At 72.3% G+C, this 19,729-nt stretch carries 21 protein-coding genes; 14 read left to right on the forward strand and 7 right to left on the reverse strand.

What is annotated here, in order from left to right; all coding sequences use genetic code 11:
• Positions 1-6: 6 nt before the first annotated feature.
• Positions 7-1,800 carry an AMP-dependent synthetase/ligase gene (locus tag ACZ4MH_RS20495; protein ID WP_351594071.1) on the reverse strand — a complete coding sequence of 598 codons (1,794 nt, stop codon included), beginning with the start codon at positions 1,798-1,800 and terminating at the stop codon, positions 7-9.
• 275 nt (positions 1,801-2,075) lie between these two features.
• Here ACZ4MH_RS20495 and ACZ4MH_RS20500 point away from each other — a divergent pair, with 275 nt between their 5' ends.
• The 6 genes from ACZ4MH_RS20500 to ACZ4MH_RS20525 all read left to right on the forward strand — a co-directional run bounded on the left by ACZ4MH_RS20500 (position 2,076) and on the right by ACZ4MH_RS20525 (position 7,231).
• Positions 2,076-2,825: a metallophosphoesterase family protein gene (locus ACZ4MH_RS20500; RefSeq protein WP_351594126.1), complete on the forward strand. Its 750-nt coding sequence runs from the start codon at positions 2,076-2,078 to the stop codon at positions 2,823-2,825.
• A gap of 199 nt (positions 2,826-3,024) precedes the next feature.
• Complete coding sequence (locus tag ACZ4MH_RS20505) at positions 3,025-3,498, forward strand: SRPBCC family protein (protein WP_351594068.1); 474 nt, start codon at positions 3,025-3,027, stop codon at positions 3,496-3,498.
• Between the two features lie 2 nt (positions 3,499-3,500).
• Positions 3,501-4,739, forward strand: a complete 1,239-nt coding sequence (locus ACZ4MH_RS20510; RefSeq protein WP_351594065.1) for an ArsA family ATPase — start codon at positions 3,501-3,503, stop codon at positions 4,737-4,739.
• 100 nt (positions 4,740-4,839) lie between these two features.
• Positions 4,840-5,355 (forward strand): DUF5304 domain-containing protein, encoded by a 516-nt coding sequence (locus tag ACZ4MH_RS20515; protein WP_351594063.1) that lies wholly within the window; start codon positions 4,840-4,842, stop codon positions 5,353-5,355.
• Between the two features lie 159 nt (positions 5,356-5,514).
• Positions 5,515-6,456 (forward strand): ROK family glucokinase, encoded by a 942-nt coding sequence (locus ACZ4MH_RS20520; RefSeq protein ID WP_351594060.1) that lies wholly within the window; start codon positions 5,515-5,517, stop codon positions 6,454-6,456.
• A 4-nt stretch (positions 6,457-6,460) separates the two neighbouring features.
• Complete coding sequence (locus ACZ4MH_RS20525; RefSeq protein ID WP_351594057.1) at positions 6,461-7,231, forward strand: endonuclease/exonuclease/phosphatase family protein; 771 nt, start codon at positions 6,461-6,463, stop codon at positions 7,229-7,231.
• Positions 7,232-7,300: 69 nt separating this feature from the next.
• Here ACZ4MH_RS20525 and ACZ4MH_RS20530 read toward each other — a convergent pair whose 3' ends face one another.
• Entirely contained in the window at positions 7,301-7,972 is a 672-nt protein-coding gene (locus ACZ4MH_RS20530; RefSeq protein WP_351594054.1) for a hypothetical protein, read from the reverse strand.
• On the reverse strand, positions 7,959-8,744 hold the full coding sequence (locus tag ACZ4MH_RS20535; RefSeq protein WP_351594052.1) for an alpha/beta hydrolase: 786 nt from the start codon (positions 8,742-8,744) through the stop codon (positions 7,959-7,961). Before ACZ4MH_RS20535 ends, ACZ4MH_RS20530 begins: the two co-directional genes overlap by 14 nt.
• A gap of 248 nt (positions 8,745-8,992) precedes the next feature.
• Between ACZ4MH_RS20535 and ACZ4MH_RS20540 the strand changes: the two genes are divergently transcribed.
• The 5 genes from ACZ4MH_RS20540 to ACZ4MH_RS20560 all read left to right on the forward strand — a co-directional run bounded on the left by ACZ4MH_RS20540 (position 8,993) and on the right by ACZ4MH_RS20560 (position 14,074).
• A complete protein-coding gene (locus ACZ4MH_RS20540; protein ID WP_351594123.1) occupies positions 8,993-9,712 on the forward strand; it encodes a lysophospholipid acyltransferase family protein in 720 nt (239 codons plus the stop codon).
• Positions 9,713-9,854: 142 nt separating this feature from the next.
• Entirely contained in the window at positions 9,855-11,114 is a 1,260-nt protein-coding gene (macS, locus tag ACZ4MH_RS20545; RefSeq protein WP_351594120.1) for a MacS family sensor histidine kinase, read from the forward strand.
• A complete protein-coding gene (locus ACZ4MH_RS20550; protein ID WP_351594049.1) occupies positions 11,111-11,782 on the forward strand; it encodes a response regulator transcription factor in 672 nt (223 codons plus the stop codon). Before macS ends, ACZ4MH_RS20550 begins: the two co-directional genes overlap by 4 nt.
• 152 nt (positions 11,783-11,934) lie before the next feature.
• Positions 11,935-12,963 (forward strand): 6-phosphofructokinase, encoded by a 1,029-nt coding sequence (locus tag ACZ4MH_RS20555; protein WP_351594046.1) that lies wholly within the window; start codon positions 11,935-11,937, stop codon positions 12,961-12,963.
• Between the two features lie 106 nt (positions 12,964-13,069).
• Positions 13,070-14,074, forward strand: a complete 1,005-nt coding sequence (locus ACZ4MH_RS20560) for an NAD(P)-dependent oxidoreductase (RefSeq protein ID WP_351594043.1) — start codon at positions 13,070-13,072, stop codon at positions 14,072-14,074.
• Here the strand turns inward: ACZ4MH_RS20560 and ACZ4MH_RS20565 are convergent.
• Both ACZ4MH_RS20565 and ACZ4MH_RS20570 read right to left on the reverse strand, forming a co-directional pair.
• Entirely contained in the window at positions 14,040-15,896 is a 1,857-nt protein-coding gene (locus ACZ4MH_RS20565; RefSeq protein WP_351594041.1) for an anthranilate synthase family protein, read from the reverse strand. The two genes, ACZ4MH_RS20560 and ACZ4MH_RS20565, sit on opposite strands and share 35 nt — an antisense overlap.
• A 105-nt stretch (positions 15,897-16,001) precedes the next feature.
• On the reverse strand, positions 16,002-16,058 hold the full coding sequence (locus ACZ4MH_RS20570) for a trp operon leader peptide (RefSeq protein WP_351594118.1): 57 nt from the start codon (positions 16,056-16,058) through the stop codon (positions 16,002-16,004).
• 124 nt (positions 16,059-16,182) lie between these two features.
• Here ACZ4MH_RS20570 and ACZ4MH_RS20575 point away from each other — a divergent pair, with 124 nt between their 5' ends.
• Together ACZ4MH_RS20575 and ACZ4MH_RS20580 are read left to right on the forward strand one after the other, a co-directional pair.
• A complete protein-coding gene (locus tag ACZ4MH_RS20575) occupies positions 16,183-17,532 on the forward strand; it encodes a class II 3-deoxy-7-phosphoheptulonate synthase (protein WP_351594038.1) in 1,350 nt (449 codons plus the stop codon).
• A 134-nt stretch (positions 17,533-17,666) separates the two neighbouring features.
• Entirely contained in the window at positions 17,667-17,981 is a 315-nt protein-coding gene (locus ACZ4MH_RS20580) for a (2Fe-2S)-binding protein (protein WP_351594035.1), read from the forward strand.
• A gap of 16 nt (positions 17,982-17,997) precedes the next feature.
• Here the strand turns inward: ACZ4MH_RS20580 and bfr are convergent, their stop codons facing one another.
• Entirely contained in the window at positions 17,998-18,474 is a 477-nt protein-coding gene (bfr, locus tag ACZ4MH_RS20585) for a bacterioferritin (protein ID WP_031056839.1), read from the reverse strand.
• A gap of 155 nt (positions 18,475-18,629) precedes the next feature.
• Between bfr and ACZ4MH_RS20590 the strand changes: the two genes are divergently transcribed.
• Positions 18,630-19,253 (forward strand): sulfite oxidase-like oxidoreductase, encoded by a 624-nt coding sequence (locus ACZ4MH_RS20590; RefSeq protein ID WP_351594031.1) that lies wholly within the window; start codon positions 18,630-18,632, stop codon positions 19,251-19,253.
• Positions 19,254-19,283: 30 nt separating this feature from the next.
• On the opposite strand, the gene ACZ4MH_RS20595 is transcribed toward ACZ4MH_RS20590, so the two are convergent.
• A complete protein-coding gene (locus ACZ4MH_RS20595; protein WP_351594116.1) occupies positions 19,284-19,703 on the reverse strand; it encodes a DUF4396 domain-containing protein in 420 nt (139 codons plus the stop codon).
• Between the last annotated feature and the right edge of the window lie 26 nt (positions 19,704-19,729).

The following is a 19,729-nucleotide window of genomic DNA, read 5'->3' on the forward strand; positions in this document are numbered from 1 at the left end:
GGGCGCTCAGCCCCGGTACAGCGCTTCGATGTCCTCGGCGAAGTCCTTCGCGACCACGTTGCGCTTGAGCTTGAGCGACGGGGTGACGTGCCCCGACTCCTCGGTGAACTGGTTCGGCAGGACGCGGAACTTGCGTACCGACTCGGCGCGCGAGACCGCCGCGTTGCCGTCGTCCACCGCGCGCTGGACCGCGGCCAGCAGCTCCGGGTCCTCGGTCAGCTCGGCGGCGCTCTTGCCCACCTTGCCGTGCTCCGTGGCCCAGCGCGGCAGGAACTCCTCGTCGAGGGTGACCAGCGCGCCGACGAAGGGCCGGCCGTCGCCGACGACCATGCACTCGGCCACCAGCGCGTGCGCTCGGATGCGGTCCTCGATGACGGCGGGCGCGACGTTCTTGCCGCCGGCCGTCACCAGGATCTCCTTCTTGCGCCCGGTGATCGCGAGGTAGCCGTCCTCGTCCAGGGTGCCGATGTCACCGGTGTGGAACCAGCCGTCGGACAGCGCTTCCGCCGTGGCCTGCTCGTTGTTCCAGTACGTGGTGAAGAGGTGCTCGCCGTGCAGAAGGACCTCGCCGTCGTCGGCGATGCGGACGACGGAGCCGGGGAGCGGCTGGCCGACCGTGCCGATCTTCTGCCGGTCCCAGGGGTTGAAGGCGGTCGCGGCGCAGGACTCGGTCAGGCCGTAGCCCTCCAGGACGGTGAAGCCGATGCCGCGGTAGAAGTGGCCGAGCCGCTCGCCCAGCGGCGCGCCGCCGGAGATCGCGTGCGTGGCGCGGCCGCCGAGCACGGCGCGCAGCTTGCCGTAGACCAGCCGGTCGAAGACCTTGTACTTGAACTTCAGGCTCATCGACGGGCCGGCCGGGGTGTCCAGCGCGCGGCTGTAGGCGATCGCGGTGTCCGCGGCCTTGTCGAAGATCTTGCCCTTGCCGTCGGCCTGCGCCTTGGCCCGCGCGGTGTTGTAGACCTTCTCGAAGACGCGCGGCACGCCGAGCACCATCGTGGGCTTGAACGCGGCCAGTTCGTCGGTGAGGTGCTTGATGTCCGCGACGTGGCCGAGCTTGATGGGGGCCATCACGGAGGCGACCTCGACCAGGCGCCCGAAGACGTGCGCGACCGGGAGGAAGAGGAGTACGGAGGAGTCGCCGGTACGGAAGAGGGGGCGCAGCCGCTCGACGATGTTGCCGCACTCGGCGAAGAAGGCGCGGTGGCTGAGGACGCAGCCCTTGGGGCGGCCCGTCGTGCCGGAGGTGTAGACGATGGTGGCGGGGGAGTCGGCGTCGGCGAGGGCGCTGCGCGCGTCCACCTCCTCGTCCGGCATCCCGTCGCCCGCGGCGTGCAGCCGGGCTATCGCGTCCCGCTCGATCTGCCAGATGTTGGCGAGGGCCGGGAGCCGGTCGCGCACCGACTCCACCGCGGCCTCGTGCCCGGGCGTCTCCACCAGGCAGGCCACGGCGCCGGAGTCGCCCAGTATCCACTGGATCTGCTCGGGGGAGCTGGTCTCGTAGACGGGGACGGTGACCGCGCCCGCGCTCCAGATGGCGAAGTCCAGCAGCGTCCACTCGTAGCGCGTGCGGGACATCAGGCCGACACGGTCGCCGGGCCCGACGCCGGAGGCGATCAGGCCCTTGGCCACGGCGCGTACCTCGGTCAGGAACGCGGCGGCGGTGACGTCCTGCCACTGGCCGGCGACCTTGCGGCCGATGACCGCGACATCGGGGTGCTGCGCGGCATTCCGGCGGATGAGATCCGTCAGATTGCCGTCCGCGGGGACCTCGTACAGGGCCGGAAGGCTGAACTCGCGCAAGACTGCTGCTCCTCGGTGGCGCCGGCGTCACCACGCGATGCGTCAGGCCGGCTGCGGTCCATGATCAGGCAAGGGGGATTGGACTGCCCGGACGTTACCCATCGGTATGCCTTCGGGGATAGGGGGTCCCGCCCAGATGTTTTATGCGTCACACACATCCGGACGGCTTACGCGCAGCGTAGTCCAGGCTTTCGGTGACTCGGAAGTAACCGCAGGTGAGGGGGGTCTCCCGGCAGCCGTTCCGGGGGCCTAATCTGAGCCGTATGCGCGTACATGTGGTCAGTGACGTACATGGCAACAGCCGGGACCTCGCCACCGCGGGGGAGGGGGCCGATGCCCTGGTCTGCCTCGGCGACCTGGTCCTCTTCCTGGACTACGCCGACCACTCGCGCGGCATCTTCCCCGACCTCTTCGGCACCGAGAACGCCGACCGGCTCGTCGAACTGCGCACGGCCCGCCGCTTCGAGGAGGCGCGTGAGCTGGGCCGCAGGCTGTGGGCGGGGCGGGACCGGCACGCCGCCATCGAGGGCGCGGTGCGCAAGCAGTACGCCGAAATGTTCGCCGCGTTCCCCACTCCGACGTACGCCACCTACGGCAATGTCGATCTCCCCCGTCTTTGGCCGGAGTTCGCCGGTCCCGGCACCGCCGTCCTGGACGGCCAGCGGGTGGAGATCGGCGGCCGGGTCTTCGGCTTCGTCGGCGGCGGCCTGCGGACCGCGATGAACACGCCCTTCGAGATCAGCGACGAGGAGTACGCCGCGAAGGTCGAGGCGGTCGGCGAGGTGGACGTGCTGTGCACCCACATCCCGCCCGACGTCCCCGACCTCTGCTACGACACCGTCGCCCGCCGCTTCGAACGCGGCAGCCGCGCCCTCCTCGACGCCATCCATCGCACCCGCCCGCGCTACTCCCTCTTCGGCCACGTCCACCAGCCGCTGTCCCGCCGGATGCGGATCGGCCGGACAGAATGCATCAATGTCGGGCATTTCAATGCCACTGGGACGCCATTCGCGCTGGAGTGGTGACCCGCGCGGCCCGTGGACACCCGCGGATACCCGTGGACACCCGTGGCGCACCGGGCCACGCCCGCGGACCGCGGGTCGGGGCGGCCCCCGCCGCGCGGTAGCCTTCAGCAGCAGGGTCGGACACGGTCGTCCGCACCGTCCGGACACGGGCCCCACGAGTCGGCGCACCGGCATGAATCGGCATGGAGGAGTCACGGCGATGGCCGAACACACCAGCTCTAGCATCACGATCGAGGCGGTACCCGCCGATGTGATGGGAGTGATCGCCGACTTCGACCGCTATCCGGAATGGACCGGTGAGGTCAAGGAGGCCGAGGTACTGGAGAAGGACGACCAGGGCCGCGCGCAGCAGGTCCGGCTCGTGCTGGACGCCGGCGCCATCAAGGACGACCACACCCTCGCCTACACCTGGACCGGCGAGCACGAGGTCGCCTGGTCGCTCGTCAAGTCCCAGATGCTGCGCGCCCTGGACGGTTCCTACCGCCTCGCGCCGCTGGACGGCGGGGCGCGTACGGAGGTCACGTACCAGCTCACCGTCGACGTCAAGATCCCGATGCTCGGCATGATCAAGCGCAAGGCCGAGAAGGTCATCATCGACCGCGCGCTGGCCGGCCTGAAGAAGCGCGTCGAGAGCGGCGCCCCGGGCTCCTCCGACGAGGCCGCGAGCGGCTGAGCGTGCGCACGGTCCTCGTCACCGGCCCCGGCGGCGCGGGCCGCACCACCGTCGCCGCCGCCACCGCCCTCGCGGCGGCCCGGCGGCAGCGCGTCCTCTTCCTCACCCTGGAGAGCGGCGTCCCCGAGGCGGTCCTCGGCACGCCGCTGACCGGCGAGCCCACCGAGCCCGCGCCCGGCCTGTGGGCTCTGAGAGTCGACACCGCCGACCACTTCCGCCGCGAGTTCCTGGCCTTCCAGGAGCGCGCGGCGGCCGCGCTCGACCTGCTGGGCGCCACCCCGCTGGACGAGGACGAGCTCACCGAACTCCCCGGCGCGGAGATCTTCGCGCTGCTGCACGCGCTGCGCGCCGCGCACGAGGCCGGCGCCTGGGACCTGGTCGTCGTCGACCTGCCGCCCGCCGACCGGGCCGTCCGGCTGCTCGCCCTGCCCGAGCAGGCCCGCCGGGGCCTGCGCCGGCTGCTGCCCGCCGAGCGGCAGGCGGCCCGCGCGCTGCGCCCGGTGCTCGCCCAGCTCGCCGGGGTCCCGATGCCCGCGCAGAAGGTGTACGAGACCGCCGCGCGCTGGGAAGGCGAACTGGCCGCCGTGCAGGCGGTCATCGAGGACCCGGGCACCAGCGTCCGGCTGGTCGTCGAGCCCGGCCCGGCCGGCGCCGCCGACCTGCGCACCACCCGCGCCGGCCTCGCCCTCTTCGGCCACCGGCTGGACGCCGTGGTCGCCAACCGGCTGCTGCCCGCAGGCTCCGCCGACCCGTTCCTGGCCGGACTCTCCGGTCAGCAGCAGGCCGCCCTGAAGGAGCTGCGGGAGGAGTTCGCCGGGGTGCCGGTGCACGAGGTACCGCACCTGGGCCGCGATCCCCGCGGGACGGCGGAGCTGGCCGAGCTGGCCGAGCTGATCGGCGGGCCGGACGGCGCCGCGGACTGTGCCGCGGAGGGTGCCACGGACGGCGGTACGCGCCGCGCGGACCTCGACGGGACCGTGGCGGACCGCCTCGCCGAGGACGGGCTGCTGGTCTGGCGGCTGCCGCTGCCCGGCGCGGCCCGTGACGCCCTCGGCCTGGTCCGCCGCGGCGACGAACTGATCATCACGGTCGGCCCCTTCCGGCGCATCCGTACGCTCCCCTCCGCGCTGCGCCGCTGCACCGTCTCCGGCGCCGGGCTGCGCGACGGGGTACTGCACGTCCGTTTCACCCCCGACCCCGACCTGTGGCCCCGAGAGCGCGGCGGGCCGTCCGGTCAATGAACGAACGGTGCAGGTCCCGGGCTCCGGGGCCGGTGAGTACCGCCATTCCGGTAACGTCGGAAGCACCCGCACTCCGACGTACCGCCGCCAGGAGCCCGTCATGAGCGATGACACCGAGCGCCCCGCCGACAACCCCCACCGGCCGGACCACGACGCCTGGGAACAGGCATGCGCCGAGGACCTGGCGGCGGAGCGGGCCCGCCACCGTACCGAGCACGGCCGGCAGCCGGGCAGCGCCGCCGAGGAGCTGCGCAAGCTCGCCGAGGCCGTCACCGACAAGCTCGCCGGCATCCAGCTGCCCGGCGCGGTCGGCGGCATGGCCGCGAAGGGCGCGGTCAACCAGTTCCTCCAGCAGGCCAGGGCCGCCGTCGAGCCGGTTATCGAGCGCAACCCCGACGTCTTCGACCACCTCGCGGCGGCCGGCTCCGAGCTGCTCGCCGCCTACCGCTCCGCCGTCGAGGCGGGCGAGCGCCGCTGGACCCGGGGCGCCGCCGACGACCGGGACGCCACGGCACGCGGCCCGCGGGCGGAAGGCCCGGAGCGCCCCGGCGGCGGACCGCGCGACGACGACGGCCCCGCGGGCGCGGGCGGCAGCGAGCGGATCGACCTCGACTAGCGGACCGGTCTTTATCGGAGGACCGGCCCGGACCGGTCCTCTCCGACAGGTCCGCTGCGGCGGTCAGGTGTCCGGCTGGTGATCCATTGGCCTCCGGTGGGCCCCCGGCTCCGGTACGGTTGTCCGTTGGCGGGGTTCGACCGGAAAACTGAGGGACACATGGGACTCACCATCGGCGTCGACATCGGCGGCACGAAGATCGCGGCCGGCGTGGTCGACGAAGAGGGCACGATCCTCGAGACGTGCAAGGTGCCGACCCCGCCGACCTCCCAGGCGCTGACCGAGGCCATCGCCGACGCGGTCCGCAGCGTCGGGGCCGGCCATCAGGTCGAGGCCGTCGGCATCGGCGCCGCCGGGTACGTCGACGAGAAGCGCGCCACGGTGCTCTTCGCCCCGAACATCAACTGGCGCCACGAGCCGCTCAAGGACAACGTCGAGCAGCGCGTCGGCCTCCCCGTCGTGGTGGAGAACGACGCGAACGCCGCGGCCTGGGGCGAGTACAAGTTCGGCGCCGGCCAGGGCCACAGCGATGTCATCTGCATCACGCTCGGCACGGGCCTCGGCGGCGGCATCATCATCGGCAACAAGCTGCGCCGCGGCCGCTTCGGCGTCGCCGCGGAGTTCGGCCACATCCGGGTCGTCCCCGACGGCCTGCTCTGCGGCTGCGGCAGCCAGGGGTGCTGGGAGCAGTACGCCTCCGGGCGCGCGCTCCTGCGGTACGCCAAGCAGCGCGCCTTCGCGACCCCGGAGAACGCCAAGGTCCTGCTGAGCCTGGGCGACGGCACCTCCGAGGGCATCGAGGGCCGGCACATCAGCGAGGCCGCGCGCCACGGCGACGCGGTCGCCATCGACTCGTTCCGCGAGCTGGCCCGCTGGGCCGGCGCGGGCCTGGCCGACCTCGCCTCGCTCTTCGACCCCTCCGCCTTCATCGTCGGCGGCGGCGTCTCCGACGAGGGCGAGCTGGTCCTGGACCCGATCCGCAAGTCCTTCCGGCGCTGGCTGGTCGGCAATCAGTGGCGGCCGCACGCACAGGTGCTCGCCGCGCAGCTGGGCGGCAAGGCCGGCCTGGTCGGCGCCGCCGACCTCGCGCGCCAGGGCTGACGCGGTGGTGGCCGAGCGCCCGGAGACCGAGGCCGGATTCCCGCGGTCCGTTACCGAGTCCGACGGCTCGGCCGTCGTCCGTGTGCTCAGCTACAACATCCGCTCGATGCGTGACGACCGGGCGGCGCTCGCCAGGGTCATCCGGGCCTGCGCCCCCGACGTCGCGCTCATCCAGGAGGCGCCGCGCTTCTTCCGCTGGCGGAAGGCCGCGGCGGCCCTGGCCCGGGAATCGGAGCTGGTGTACGCCACGGGCGGCGCGACCGCCTGCGGCCCGCTGATCCTCACCTCGCTCCGCGCCCACGTGGAGCGCGCCGAGGACATCCTGCTGCCGAAGTCCCCGGGGCTGCACCGGCGCGGCTTCGCGACCGCGGTGCTGCGCATCGGGGGAGCGCGGCTCGGCGTGCTCAGCGCGCACCTGAGCCTGAGCGCGGCGGAGCGGTACGAGCAGGCGGGGCTGCTCCTGGAACGGCTCGCGCTGCTGGACGCGCCGCACGCGGTGGCCGGCGGCGACATCAACGACCGGCCCAAGGGCCGCAGCTTCCGGCGGCTGGCCGGTTCGCTGACGGACGCCTGGCAGGCCGCGCCCTGGGGCGGCGAGTACACCTCCACGCCGCACGATCCGCACCAGCGCATCGACGGGGTGTTCACGACCTCCGGCGTCGAGGTCCTGGCGTGCGGCGTACCGATCGACCTGCCGGGCGTCGAGGAAGCCGACCTGCGGGCGGCATCCGATCACTTGCCGGTGCTGGCGGCGCTACGGGTACCGGCCCCGTAAGGGGCGCGGGGCGTGTCGATATGCGGCTCCGCCGCGTGGGCGCGACCAGCCACGACGGTGGAGCCACCGTCAGACGACCGCACCACCCCCGGGCCGGGGTTCATCGTCATCATCGCCCTTCATACGGGCGACAAGCGTCGCGAAGCCGCCCAGGAATCCGCCGATCCCCAGCGTGGTGATCCACCACGTCACCGGCTGCTGGAGCAGCATCATGACGATCAGCAGCAGCGGGCCGCCCAGCACCGCGATCCAGGCGAACTTGGTCGTCACGTCGGCCTGCGGCAGCGGCGGCGGTTCGGGCGGTGTGAAGTGGCCCTCGCCGTCCTCGTCGTCCTCGTCGAAGTCGTCGTCGGAGGGCTTGTCGGCAGACCAGTCGCGCGGCCCGACGCCCGGCGCGTACACGATGAAGCTGCCGGGCCGGTCGCCGGAGGCGTCCCCGGGCCGGCCGGCGGGACCGCTCTCCGGCCGCTCGGCGGGCGGCGCGTCGCCCGCCGCCTCCCCGGCGCCCGGCTGCGGCTCGGACTGCGGCTCGGGCCGCGGCTCCGGCTCCAGGTTGAAGCCCTTCTCCAGGTCCAGGTCGGTCACCGGGCGCTCCGGCTCGCCGGCCTCCGGCCGCACCGAGACGGGCGCGGACGGCCGGTCCTCCGGCGCGGGAAAGGCCGGCTCCTCCCCGTAGGAGGCCACGATCTCTGCCCAGGCGGCGTCCTCGTCCAGAGGATCGCGCGGGTCACGCTCCCCCACTGGTGGTCGTCCCCTCCCCCTTCACGGCCGGTGCGAGGCGCGCGATGAAGTCGTAGGTGTCCTCGAAGATCTGCTCGGCGTCGTGGTCCAGCGTCGCGACGTGATAGCTGCGCTCCAGCAGCTTCTGCCGCAGATCCTTGGACGAGACCCGGCTCATGATGCGCTCGGAGTCGGCCGGCGGCACCACGTGGTCCTGCGGGCTGGTCATCACCAGCAGCGGCTGGGTGACCTGCGGCAGCTCGGCGTCCACCAGGCGGAAGAACTGCCGTACGGAGTGCGCGGCGTGCAGCGGTACCCGGTCGTAGCCGGTCTCCATCGCGTTCGCCTGGCAGATGTCGCTGGTCAGACCCTTGGTCGTACGGACGACATGGCGCAGCACCGGGAGCAGCGGGGCCGCCGCGTCGTGCACCTTGTTCGCCGGGTTCACCACGACCATGCCGCTGATCGCGTCGCCGTGCCGGGCGGCCAGCCGCAGCGTCAGCGCGCCGCCCATGGACAGGCCGCAGACGAAGACCTGGTCGCACGTGCCGGTCAGCGCGCGCAGCTCGCGGTCCACCTCGGCGTACCAGTCCTGCCAGGTGGTGACCTGCAGGTCCTGCCAGCGGGTGCCGTGCCCGGGCAGCAGCGGCAGCGAGACGGTGAGGCCGCGGGCCGCGAGGTACTCGGCCCAGGGGCGGACGGACTGCGGGGAACCGGTGAACCCGTGGCAGACGAGGACGCCGACCCGACCGCCTTCATGGCGGAACGGCTCGGCCCCGGGGAGGAGCGGCACCGGAGGACTCCGTTCGGTAAAGGGAAAGCGTTCAGTAAAGGCGAGGTGTTCGGTGAAAGAGGAGCGCCGGCCTGCGGCGAGAAGCTGGTAACTGCAGGGTACGCAAAGCCCAGCCGCCCGGATAGGTCCGCAGGGAAGGGTGTGCCGTACGGGGAGCGGCGGTGCCACGCACGGTGAGGAGGCGGGCCGCCGCGCGGGTTAAGGTCTTTGCGTCGGACACAGAAGGAGTGGCGTTGATCTACGGCGCAATGAAGTTTTCCATCGGCAACTCGCTGAAGCTGGCGTTCCGCCCCTGGGTCGAGGGCCTGGAGAACATCCCCGCCGAGGGGCCCGCGATCCTGGCGAGCAACCACCTGTCCTTCTCGGACTCCTTCTTCCTGCCCGCGGTGCTCGACCGGAAGGTCACCTTCATCGCCAAGGCCGAGTACTTCACCTCGCCCGGCGTCAAGGGCAAGCTGACCGCCGCGTTCTTCAAGGGCGTGGGCCAGCTGCCGGTGGACCGCTCCGGCGGGCGCGGCGCCGGCGAGGCGGCGATCAAGAGCGGCATCGAGGTGCTGGAGCGCGGCGAGCTGTTCGGGATCTACCCCGAGGGCACCCGCTCGCCCGACGGCCGGCTCTACCGCGGCAAGCCCGGCGGCCTGGCCCGGGTGACGCTGGCCACCGGCGCGCCGGTGATCCCCGTGGCGATGATCGACACGGAGAAGGTGCAGCCGCCCGGCAAGGTCGTGCCGAAGATGATCCGGCCCGGCATCCGCATCGGCAAGCCGCTGGACTTCAGCCGGTACCACGGCATGGAGGGCGACCGCTTCATCCTGCGGTCGGTCACCGACGAGGTCATGTACGAGATCATGAAGCTGTCGGGCCAGGAGTACGTCGACATCTACGCGACCGCCGCCAAGCGGCAGATCGCCGAGGCCGCCAAGAAGCAGGCCGAGGCGGAGAAGGCGGCGAAGAAGTCCGGCGCCTAGGCGTCCGGCGAGGGGTGGCCAGATGACAGCGGAGGACCGGATACCCGCCGCGGCGGGGACGGCCGGCACAACGGCGGTGCGCACGGCGGAGGGCACGGCGGAGGGCGCGCGGGGCCGCGCCCGGCAGCCGCGGGTGCTGCGGATGTCCGTCGAACTCCCGCTGTGGCGGGCGCTGACGGGGTACCGCGTGCTCACCCTGGTCTACGCCCTGGTGATCTTCTCCCTCAACTACACCGAGTACGCGCATCCGTTGGGCGGCGCCGCGTACATGGCGGTGCTCACGCTGTGGATGGTGCTGACCTGGCGCTGCACCACCTCCGCCGAACGCTGCAGCCGCCGCTTCCTCTTCGGCGACCTCGCGTTCGCGGTCGCCGGCATCCTGCTCACGCCGCTCGTCGACACCCACGCGCGGATCGTGGGCGGCGCGCCCACGCTGCCGTCGATATGGACGGCCGGGGCGGCGCTGGGCTTCGCGATCAAGGGCGGCTGGCGCTGGGCGGCCGGCGCCTCCTCCGTGGTGGCGGTGGCCAACCTCGTCGAGCGCCAGGAGTTCGCCCGCGACACCGTCCACAACGTGCTGCTGGTGTGGGTCGCGAGCGTGGCGATCGGTTACGTCGTCGAGGTCGCCAGGGCCAGTGAGCGCACGCTCGCGCGCGCCCTGCAGATCGAGGCGGCCACCCGCGAGCGCGAGCGGCTGGCCCGCGACATCCACGACAGCGTGCTCCAGGTGCTGGCGATGGTGCAGCGGCGCGGCGCCGCGCTCGGCGGCGAGGCGGCGGAGCTGGGCAGGATGGCGGGCGAGCAGGAGGTCGCGCTGCGCACGCTGGTCTCCAGCGGGCTGGTGCCCGCGAAGCGGCGGGCGACGGCTCCGGACGCGGCGGGCACGGCGGGCACGCCGCACGAGGACGGCGAGGCGGACGGGCCCTCGTACGGGGACAACTGCGTGCCCGAGGGGGAGGAGGCGCTCGCCGACGAGCCGTGCGACGTGCGGGCGCTGCTCGCGCCGCACGCGGGCGCCGGGGTCACCTTCTCCGAGCCGGGCGCCCCGGTGTGGCTGGCGGCGGCGCGTGCGGCGGAGCTGGCCGCCGCTGTCAGTGCCGCGTTGGACAATGTACGGGTGCACGCGGGGGCCGGCGCCCACGCGTGGATCCTGGTCGAGGACGAGCCGGAGGCGGTGCTCGTGACGGTGCGGGACGACGGCCCGGGCATCCCCGAGGGCCGGCTCGCCGACGCCGAGCGCGAGGGCCGGCTCGGGGCCGCGCTCTCCATCCGGGGGCGGCTGCGGGACCTCGGCGGCCGCGCCGAGTGGATCTCGGTCCCCGGCCAGGGCACGGAAGTGGAGCTGACGGTTCCCAAGGGCGGGGCGCCCGAGGGCGGACGACGGGCGAAGGCAGGCGCATGAGTGAGCCGCAGGGCGTGAAGGTCATGGTGGTCGACGACCATCCGATGTGGCGGGACGCGGTGGCCAGGGACCTGGCCGAGGCCGGGCTCGACGTGGTCGCGACCGCGGGCGACGGCCCGCAGGCCATCCGCAGAGCCCAGGCCGCCGGGCCCGACGTGCTGGTCCTGGACCTCAACCTCCCGGGGATGCCCGGCGTCGAGGTCTGCCGCGAGCTGGTCGGCGCCAACCCCCGGCTGCGGGTCCTGGTGCTGTCCGCGAGCGGCGAGCACGCGGATGTCCTGGAGGCCGTGAAGTCCGGCGCGACCGGCTATCTGGTGAAGTCCGCCAGCACGGCGGAGCTGATCGAGGCGGTGCGCTCCACCGCCGTCGGCGACCCGGTGTTCACCCCGGGCCTGGCCGGGCTGGTGCTGGGGGAGTACCGCAGGCTGGCGAGCGATCCCGCCCCGGCCACCGAGGACGAAGCGGGCGCGCCCCGGCTCACCGAGCGCGAGACCGAGGTGCTGCGCCTGGTCGCCAAGGGCCTCTCGTACAAGCAGATCGCCGAGCGCCTGGTCATCTCGCACCGCACGGTGCAGAACCACGTCCAGAACACCCTCGGCAAGCTCCAGCTGCACAATCGCGTCGAGCTGGTCCGGTACGCGATAGAGCGCGGGCTCGACACGCCCTGAGCGCCCCGGCACGGACCGCTCGTACGAGTGAACGGCACGGCCCCGCACCCCGGAAAATCACCGGAATCAGCCCCTCGTCCCTCTCCTGGGTGACCTGGATCACCATTAGCGTGACCCGCGTCGGTCCATGCACGGGACGAAGGGAAGAAGCGATGCGGGTAGGAGTGCTTACCGGTGGCGGCGACTGCCCCGGTCTGAACGCGGTCATCCGGGCGGTGGTGCGCAAGGGCACCCAGGAGTACGAGTACGAGTTCGTGGGCTTCCGGGACGGCTGGCGCGGGCCGCTGGAGGGCGACACGGTACCGCTGGACATCCCCGCGGTCCGCGGCATCCTGCCCCGCGGCGGCACGATCCTGGGGTCCTCGCGCACCAACCCCTTCAAGCAGGAGGAGGGCGTCCGGCGGATCCGGGAGAATCTCGCCAAGCAGGAGATCGACGCGCTGGTCACGATCGGCGGCGAGGACACCCTCGGCGTCGCCGCGCGGCTGTCGGCCGAGCACGGCATCGCGTGCGTCGGCGTCCCCAAGACCATCGACAACGACCTCTCGGCCACCGACTACACCTTCGGCTTCGACACCGCCGTGGGCGTCGCCACCGAGGCCATCGACCGGCTGCACACCACCGCCGAGTCGCACATGCGGGTCCTGGTCGTGGAGGTCATGGGGCGGCACGCGGGCTGGATCGCGCTCCACTCCGGGCTGGCGGGCGGCGCCAACGCCATCCTCATCCCCGAGCAGCGCTTCGACATCGACCAGGTCTGTGCCTGGGTCGAGTCCCGCTTCAAGGTGCGGTACGCGCCGATCGTGGTCGTCGCCGAGGGCGCCATGCCCAAGGACGGCCAGATGGTCCTGAAGGACGACTCCACCGACTCCTTCGGGCACGTCCGGCTCTCGGGGGTGGGGGAGTGGCTGGCCAAGGAGATCGAGCGGCGCACGGGCAAGGAGGCGCGCACGACCGTACTCGGCCACACCCAGCGCGGCGGCACCCCCAGCGCCTTCGACCGCTGGCTGGCCACCCGCTTCGGGCTGCACGCCATCGACGCCGTGCGCGACGGCGACTTCGGGACGATGGTCGCGCTGCGCGGCACGGACATCGTGCGGGTGCCCCTCGGCGAGGCCACCGCGAAGCTGAAGACGGTCGACCCGAAGCTGTACTCCGAGGCCGGGGTCTTCTTCGGGTAGCGCGCAGGGGCGGCGCCGCCCGTTCCGTACGGCGGCGCCGGGCGGTGGGCCGTATATTCGGCCCATCGCCTCAAGACGCCCGATACGGGGAGCGGTGGGAGGAAGCGTGGAAATCCTGGCATTCGGTGTCCAGGTCGACGAGCGGCCGCTGCTGGAGCGGGCCTTCGACGGCCACCACCAGATCCGCTGTCTCGACGTCTGCCTCAACCGCGACACGGCCCCCATCGCGGCCGGCTACGAGATCGTCACGGTCGGCGGCAACGCCGACCTGAACGCCGAGGTGCTCCAGGAACTGGCGGCCGGCGGCACGAAGATGATCGCCCAGCGCTCCACCGACCACCGCAACATCGATCTGTGCGCGGCCGCCGACCTCGGTCTGACCATCGGCCGGGTCTCCCGCTGTTCGCCGCACTCCGCCGCCGAGTTCGCCTGGTGCCTGGCGCTGGCGGTCGACCGTCGGCTGGTACGGGCCGCCCGCCGCGTCCGCGACTCCGACTTCCGGCTCGACGGACTGATGGGCCGGGACCTGCTCGGCCGCACCGCGGGCGTGCTGGGCACCGGCCGGACCGGCGCCGCCTTCGCCCGGATCGCGCACGGCTTCGGGATGCGGCTGCTCGGCTGGGACGTCGTCGAGAACCCCGCCTGCACGGAGCTGGGCATGACATACGTCGGCAAGGAAGAGCTGCTCGCCGGCTCCGACCTGGTCTCCCTGCACGTACCGCTGCTGGAGAGCACCCGGCACCTCATCGACGCCGCAGCGCTCGCCGCGATGAAGGACGACGCGGTACTGGTGAACTCCGGCCACGACGGCCTGGTGGACACCGCGGCGCTCGTCGGCACGCTCACGGCTGGACGGTTGCGCGGCGTCGCCCTGGACGGAGTCCGGGACGACACCCTCGCCCGCCTGATGCCCTTCGGGAACGTGCTGGTCACCGCTGACCAGGCGTACTTCACCGAGGACGCGGTCGGCCAGATCCTCGACACCACGGTCCGCAACGTCGAGGACTACCTGGCCGGCCGCGCGGGCGAGAACCTCCTCGTCACCCCGGAGGGGCGGCGCACCCCGGAGGGGCGGCTCACACCAGAACGGCAGCCAGCAGCTGGGAGGTGAGGGCCGCGCCGTCCAGCGTCAGCACCGACTCGGGGTGGAACTGCACCCCGGCGAAGCCCGGCCCGCGCAGCGCGTGCACGTCCCCGCTCGCCGGGTCCCGGCTCAGCTCCACGCGGTGCATGGCCAGTTCGGCGACCGCCGCCTCGTCGCAGCGCGCGGTGAAGGTGTTGTAGAAGCCGACGGTCTCCTCGCGCCCGAAGAAGTCGATCCGCTCCTGCGCGCCCTGGAACGGCACGTCCTTGCGGGCGATCTCCAGCCCGAGCACCGCGGCGATCAGCTCGTGGCCCAGGCAGACGCCGAGAAGGCCGTGCCGGTGCTCGCGGACCAGCTCGGCGGCCAGCGCGCGCAGCATCCGCATCTTCGGGTCGGCCGCGTCGGAGGGGTTGCCGGGCCCCGGGCCCAGCACGATCGGCCCTTCGTGGGCGAGCGCCGTCTCCCGCAGCCCCGGCTCGTCGTACCGCCGCACCTCCACCGTCAGCCCCGAGGTGCGCAGCAGGTGCGCCAGCATCGCGGTGAAGGTGTCCTCGGCGTCGATCACCAGCGCGTGGCCGTTCAGCGCGGCGGTCGGCGCGGTGGTCTGCATCCGCAGCCAGAACGGCGCGAGCCCGGCCCGGCGCGCGTCCAGCGCGGCCCGCACCCGCGGGTCCTCGGCCAGCCGCGGCGGCGCGGCGTCGGCGCGGCGGGACGGCGCCTCCCGTACGCCCAGCGCGGTGAGCACGCCCGCGGCCTTGGCGTGCGTCTCGGCGACCTCGCTCGCCGGGTCCGAGCCGCGTACCAGCGTCGCCCCGACCGACACCCGCAGCTGCCCGCCCGCGTCGATGTCGGCGGTGCGGATCAGGATCGGCGAGTCCAGGGTCTGCGCGCCGCCCGCGTCCCTGCCGATGAGCGCCAGCGCGCCCGCGTAGTACCCGCGCCCGCCGGGCTCGTACCGCTCGATGACCCGGCACGCGTTCTGTACGGGCGATCCCGTCACGGTCGCCGCGAACATCGTCTCCTTCAGCACCTCCCGCACGTCCAGCGACGACCGGCCGCGCAGCTCGTACTCGGTGTGCGCGAGGTGCGCCATCTCCTTCAGGCGCGGCCCGATCACGACGCCGCCCTTGTCGCCGACGGTGCACATCATCTTGAGCTCCTCGTCGACGACCATCGAGAGCTCCTCGATCTCCTTGCCGTCGGCGAGGAAGTCGAGCAGGTCCTCGGGGGTCGGGCCGCCGGCCGGGTAGCGGTAGGTCCCACTGATCGGGTTCATCACGACCGTGCCGCCGCTCATCCGGACATGTACCTCGGGGCTCGCGCCGACCAGCGTCCGCTCCCCGGTGTGCACGACGAACGTCCAGTACGCGCCGCGCTCGGTGGCCAGCAGCCGGCGGAACAGCGCGAGCGCGTCGGCCCGGCCGAAGCCCGGGATCTCGCCCTCGAAGGTCCGCCGGATCACGAAGTTCGCGCCCTCGCCCTGGCCGATCTCCCGGTCCAGCACCCGCCCGACGATCCCGGCGTACTCCTCGTCGCTCACGTCGAAGCCGCCGCCGGCGACCTGTACCGCGTGGTCCGGGAGCTGCGCCAGCGCGTCGGCGAGCGGCAGCTCGTACCGCTCCTCGGGGACCAGCGCGACCAGCGGGGTGCCGTCGTCGCGCACGTCGAAGCCGCGCTCGCGGATCTGCCGGAACGGCACCAGGGCCAGGCCCTCGGGGAGGTCGGCGAGCCGGTCGTACCCGGCGACCGGGCCGATCAGTACCTCGACCGTGTCCTGGTCGTGGCCGGGGGTGCGGCGGCGCAGCAGCGCAAAGGGCCGGTCATCGGCGAGCAGCTCGGGCAGGTGCATGGTCCTCGTCCTTCTCACACAGGGTCTGGGGAGAGGAACGGCCCGGAAAACGCCGGAAGGCCGCCCCTCGGGCGGCCTTCGCGAAGTCTGTGGTGTGCGCGCGAATCAGTGGGCCGCCGGAAGAGCGGTCCACCACCAGTTCATGGTTGTCTGCGCGAACATGCTGTGCACCCTACCCGATGGCGCGGAGGGTCGGCGGGCGCGCCGCCGGGCCTCCTCTGTGGGTCCTGTCTCATACTGCGGTCGGCGTACTGGACGCCTGCGAAGACCCCGTAATGTTGACGAGGTGACCGTGAACGCTGAAACCCACGCCGGTGGCCACACCTGGCGAGACCTGCCCGCGGCGCAGCAGCCTGACTGGCCGGACCAAGAGGCTCTGCGCGATGTGATCGCGGAGCTCGAGTCCTATCCGCCGCTCGTCTTCGCGGGCGAGTGCGACCAGCTGCGTGAGCGCCTGGGAGCCGTCGCCCGTGGTGAGGCGTTCCTGCTGCAGGGCGGCGACTGCGCCGAGGCGTTCGACGCGGTGTCGGCCGAGCACATCCGCAACAAGCTCAAGACGCTGCTCCAGATGGGCGCCGTCCTCACGTACGCCGGGTCCGTGCCCGTCGTCAAGGTCGGCCGGATCGCCGGCCAGTACAGCAAGCCGCGCTCCAAGCCGACCGAGACCCGCGACGGCGTGACGCTGCCGACGTACCGCGGCGACTCCGTCAACGGCTTCGAGTTCACCGAGGCGGCCCGGATCCCGGACCCCGAGCGGCTGAAGCGGATGTACCACGCCTCCGCCGCGACGCTGAACCTCGTGCGCGCCTTCACCACCGGCGGCTACGCCGACCTGCGCCAGGTGCACGCCTGGAACCAGGACTTCGTGAAGTCCTCGCCCTCGGGCCAGCGCTACGAGGCGCTGGCGCGCGAGATCGACCGGGCGCTGAACTTCATGAACGCCTGCGGGGTGGACCCGGAGGAGTTCAAGACCGTCGAGTTCTACGCCTCGCACGAGGCGCTGGTGCTGGACTACGAGACGGCGCTGACCCGTACGGACTCGCGCACCGGCAAGCTGTACGACGTCTCGGGCCACATGCTGTGGATCGGCGAGCGCACCCGGCAGCTGGACCACGCGCACATCGAGTTCGCCGCCCAGGTGCGCAACCCGATCGGCGTGAAGCTCGGCCCGACGACGACGCCCGAGGACGCCCTCGCGCTCATCGAGCGGCTGGACCCGGACCGCGAGCCGGGCCGGCTGACCTTCATCACCCGCATGGGAGCGGACAAGATCCGCGACAAGCTCCCCACGCTGGTGGAGAAGGTCACGGCCTCGGGCGCGCAGGTCGCGTGGATCACCGACCCGATGCACGGCAACACCTACGAGGCGGCTTCCGGCCACAAGACGCGGCGCTTCGACGACGTGCTGGACGAGGTCAAGGGCTTCTTCGAGGTCCACAAGGCGCTCGGCACGCACCCGGGCGGCATCCACGTCGAGCTGACCGGTGACGACGTCACGGAGTGCGTGGGCGGCGGCGACGAGATCTTCGTCGACGACCTGCACCAGCGGTACGAGACGGCCTGCGACCCCCGGCTGAACCGCAGCCAGTCGCTGGACCTGGCATTCCTGGTCGCGGAGATGTACCGGGACCAGTAGACGGGCGCGTAGACGCAAGGTGGGGCGCGGATTCTGTGATCCGCGCCCCACTGCGTTGTTAAGCGCCCGCCGAGGCGGGTAAGGTAAGGGTAACCTCACTCAAGATCATCCGAAGCTACGGGAAAGGTACGGGGGTGAACCGCGTGTACGTCTGCTCGTGCTTCGGCATCACCGAGGAGCAGGTGCGTGCGCACGCGGGCACGGGCGCCTGCACGCCGCGCCAGATCGCCTCCGCCTGCAAGGCCGGCACTGACTGCGGCGGCTGCGTACGCCGCATACAGGCCCTGCTGGGCCGGGGCAGCTGCCCCCGCCGCGCGCTGATCGATCAGGGGGACGCGACACCGCTGGCCGCCGATCCGGCGGAGCCCGCCGTCGCCGGGACGTCCGTCACCGAGCCGGTCGCGACCGAGATCGTCGAGCCGCCCGCCCGGTACCCCGAAGCCGCCTGAGCGCTCCCGCGGCCCGTCAGCTCGGCTGTTCGACGAGCTGCGCGATGTACAGCGGCTCCCCGAGCTTCTCCACCAGCTCCAGCTGGGTATCGAGATAGTCGATGTGGTGCTCCTCGTCGGCGAGGATGCTCTCGAAAATATTGGCCGACGTGATGTCGCCCTTGTTGCGCATGACCTCGATGCCGCGCCGCAGCCGGTCGATGGCCTCGGCCTCGATCTGCCGGTCCGCCTGGAACATCTCGGTGACCGTCTGGCCGATGCGGACGTGGAAGAGCCGCTGGTAGTTGGGCAGGCCCTCCAGGAAGAGGATCCGGTCGGTCAGGATCTCCGCGTGCTTCATCTCGTCGAACGACTCGGACCGGGTGTACTTGGCGAGCTTGGGCCAGCCGTTGTTCTCCTGCATCTTGGCGTGCAGGAAGTACTGATTGATCGCGGTCAGCTCGGCGGTCAGCTGCTCGTTGAGGAACTCGATGACCTCGGGGTCTCCCTGCATGACTGCGGGGCTCCTTCACACGTCGACTGAACAGGTGCCGGGCATCCTTGCACCGGGGCGCGCGGAGCGTCCAGTAAGTGCACGCTTAGTGGGAGTTGCCCGAATCGGTCCCGCCCTGGTCATCAGCACCCCTCCCGGTCTGACACCATGGAGGCATGGGTCAGCCGGATAGCCGCGAAGAGGAGCCTCCTCAGCTGCCTCCGGGGCAGCGTCTGCAGCGCGGATGGCCGGTCACGCACTACGGACCCGTTCCCAAGTTCCGCCCCGAGCGCTGGGAATTCCGGGTGTTCGGCGCCACGGCCGACGGTGACAAGCACTGCTGGACGCACGAGGAATTCACCTCGCTGCCGTATGCCACCGTCGTCGCCGACATGCACTGCGTGACGAAGTTCAGCATGCTGGGTGCCGAATGGGGCGGGGTGTTGACGCGTACGGTGCTCGACCTGGCGCCGCCGGCCCCCGATGTCACCCATGTGATGGTCTGGGCCGAGTACGGATTCAGCTCGAACATGCCCCTGGAGGACTTCGCCGGGGAGCGCAGCCTGTTCGCCAGCCACCGGGACGGCGAACTGCTCACCGCGGAGCACGGCTTCCCCGTACGGCTCATCGTGCCGCACCTCTATGCCTGGAAGGGCCCGAAGTGGGTGCGCGGCATCGAGTACATGACGGCGGACCGCCGCGGCTTCTGGGAGGAGCGCGGCTACCACAACCTCGGGGACCCGTGGCAGGAGCAGCGCTACTCGTACCAGGAGGGGCCGGGCGACGGCCCGGAGCTCTGAGCCGTACGGCCTTCGGGGGCGCCGGCGGCCTCAGTGGTACTGGTGCACCACGGCATGCCCCTTGCCGCGTCCGATCATCCACCGGTTCACGGGCGTGGTGACGACGAACGCCAGGGCGAGGGAGAACGCCAGCGTCCCCCAGAACAGCCACTCCGACAGGTGCGCGTCCATCGCGCCCGGGACGAGTGCGATCACGCCGTTGTCGATGAGCTCCATGACGGCGATCGAGAGGGTGTCGGCGGCCAGCGCGACCTTCACGGCGGCCCGGAGGTCCAGCCCGGCCTTCAGGACGCCGCGCAGCGTGAGCGAGTAGCCGAAGAGGAACGCGAGGGCGATGGCGAGGATCATCGTCGGCACGTTGTGCCAGCCCAGCGCCGTGCCGATCACCATGCCGAGGACCTCGCCGATGGCGCAGCCGGTGAGGCAGTGCAGGGTCGCCTGCGCGGCCATCGCCCAGCCGGCCGGTGCGTGGGGTG

The organism is Streptomyces sp. NPDC026301, from assembly GCF_055567935.1.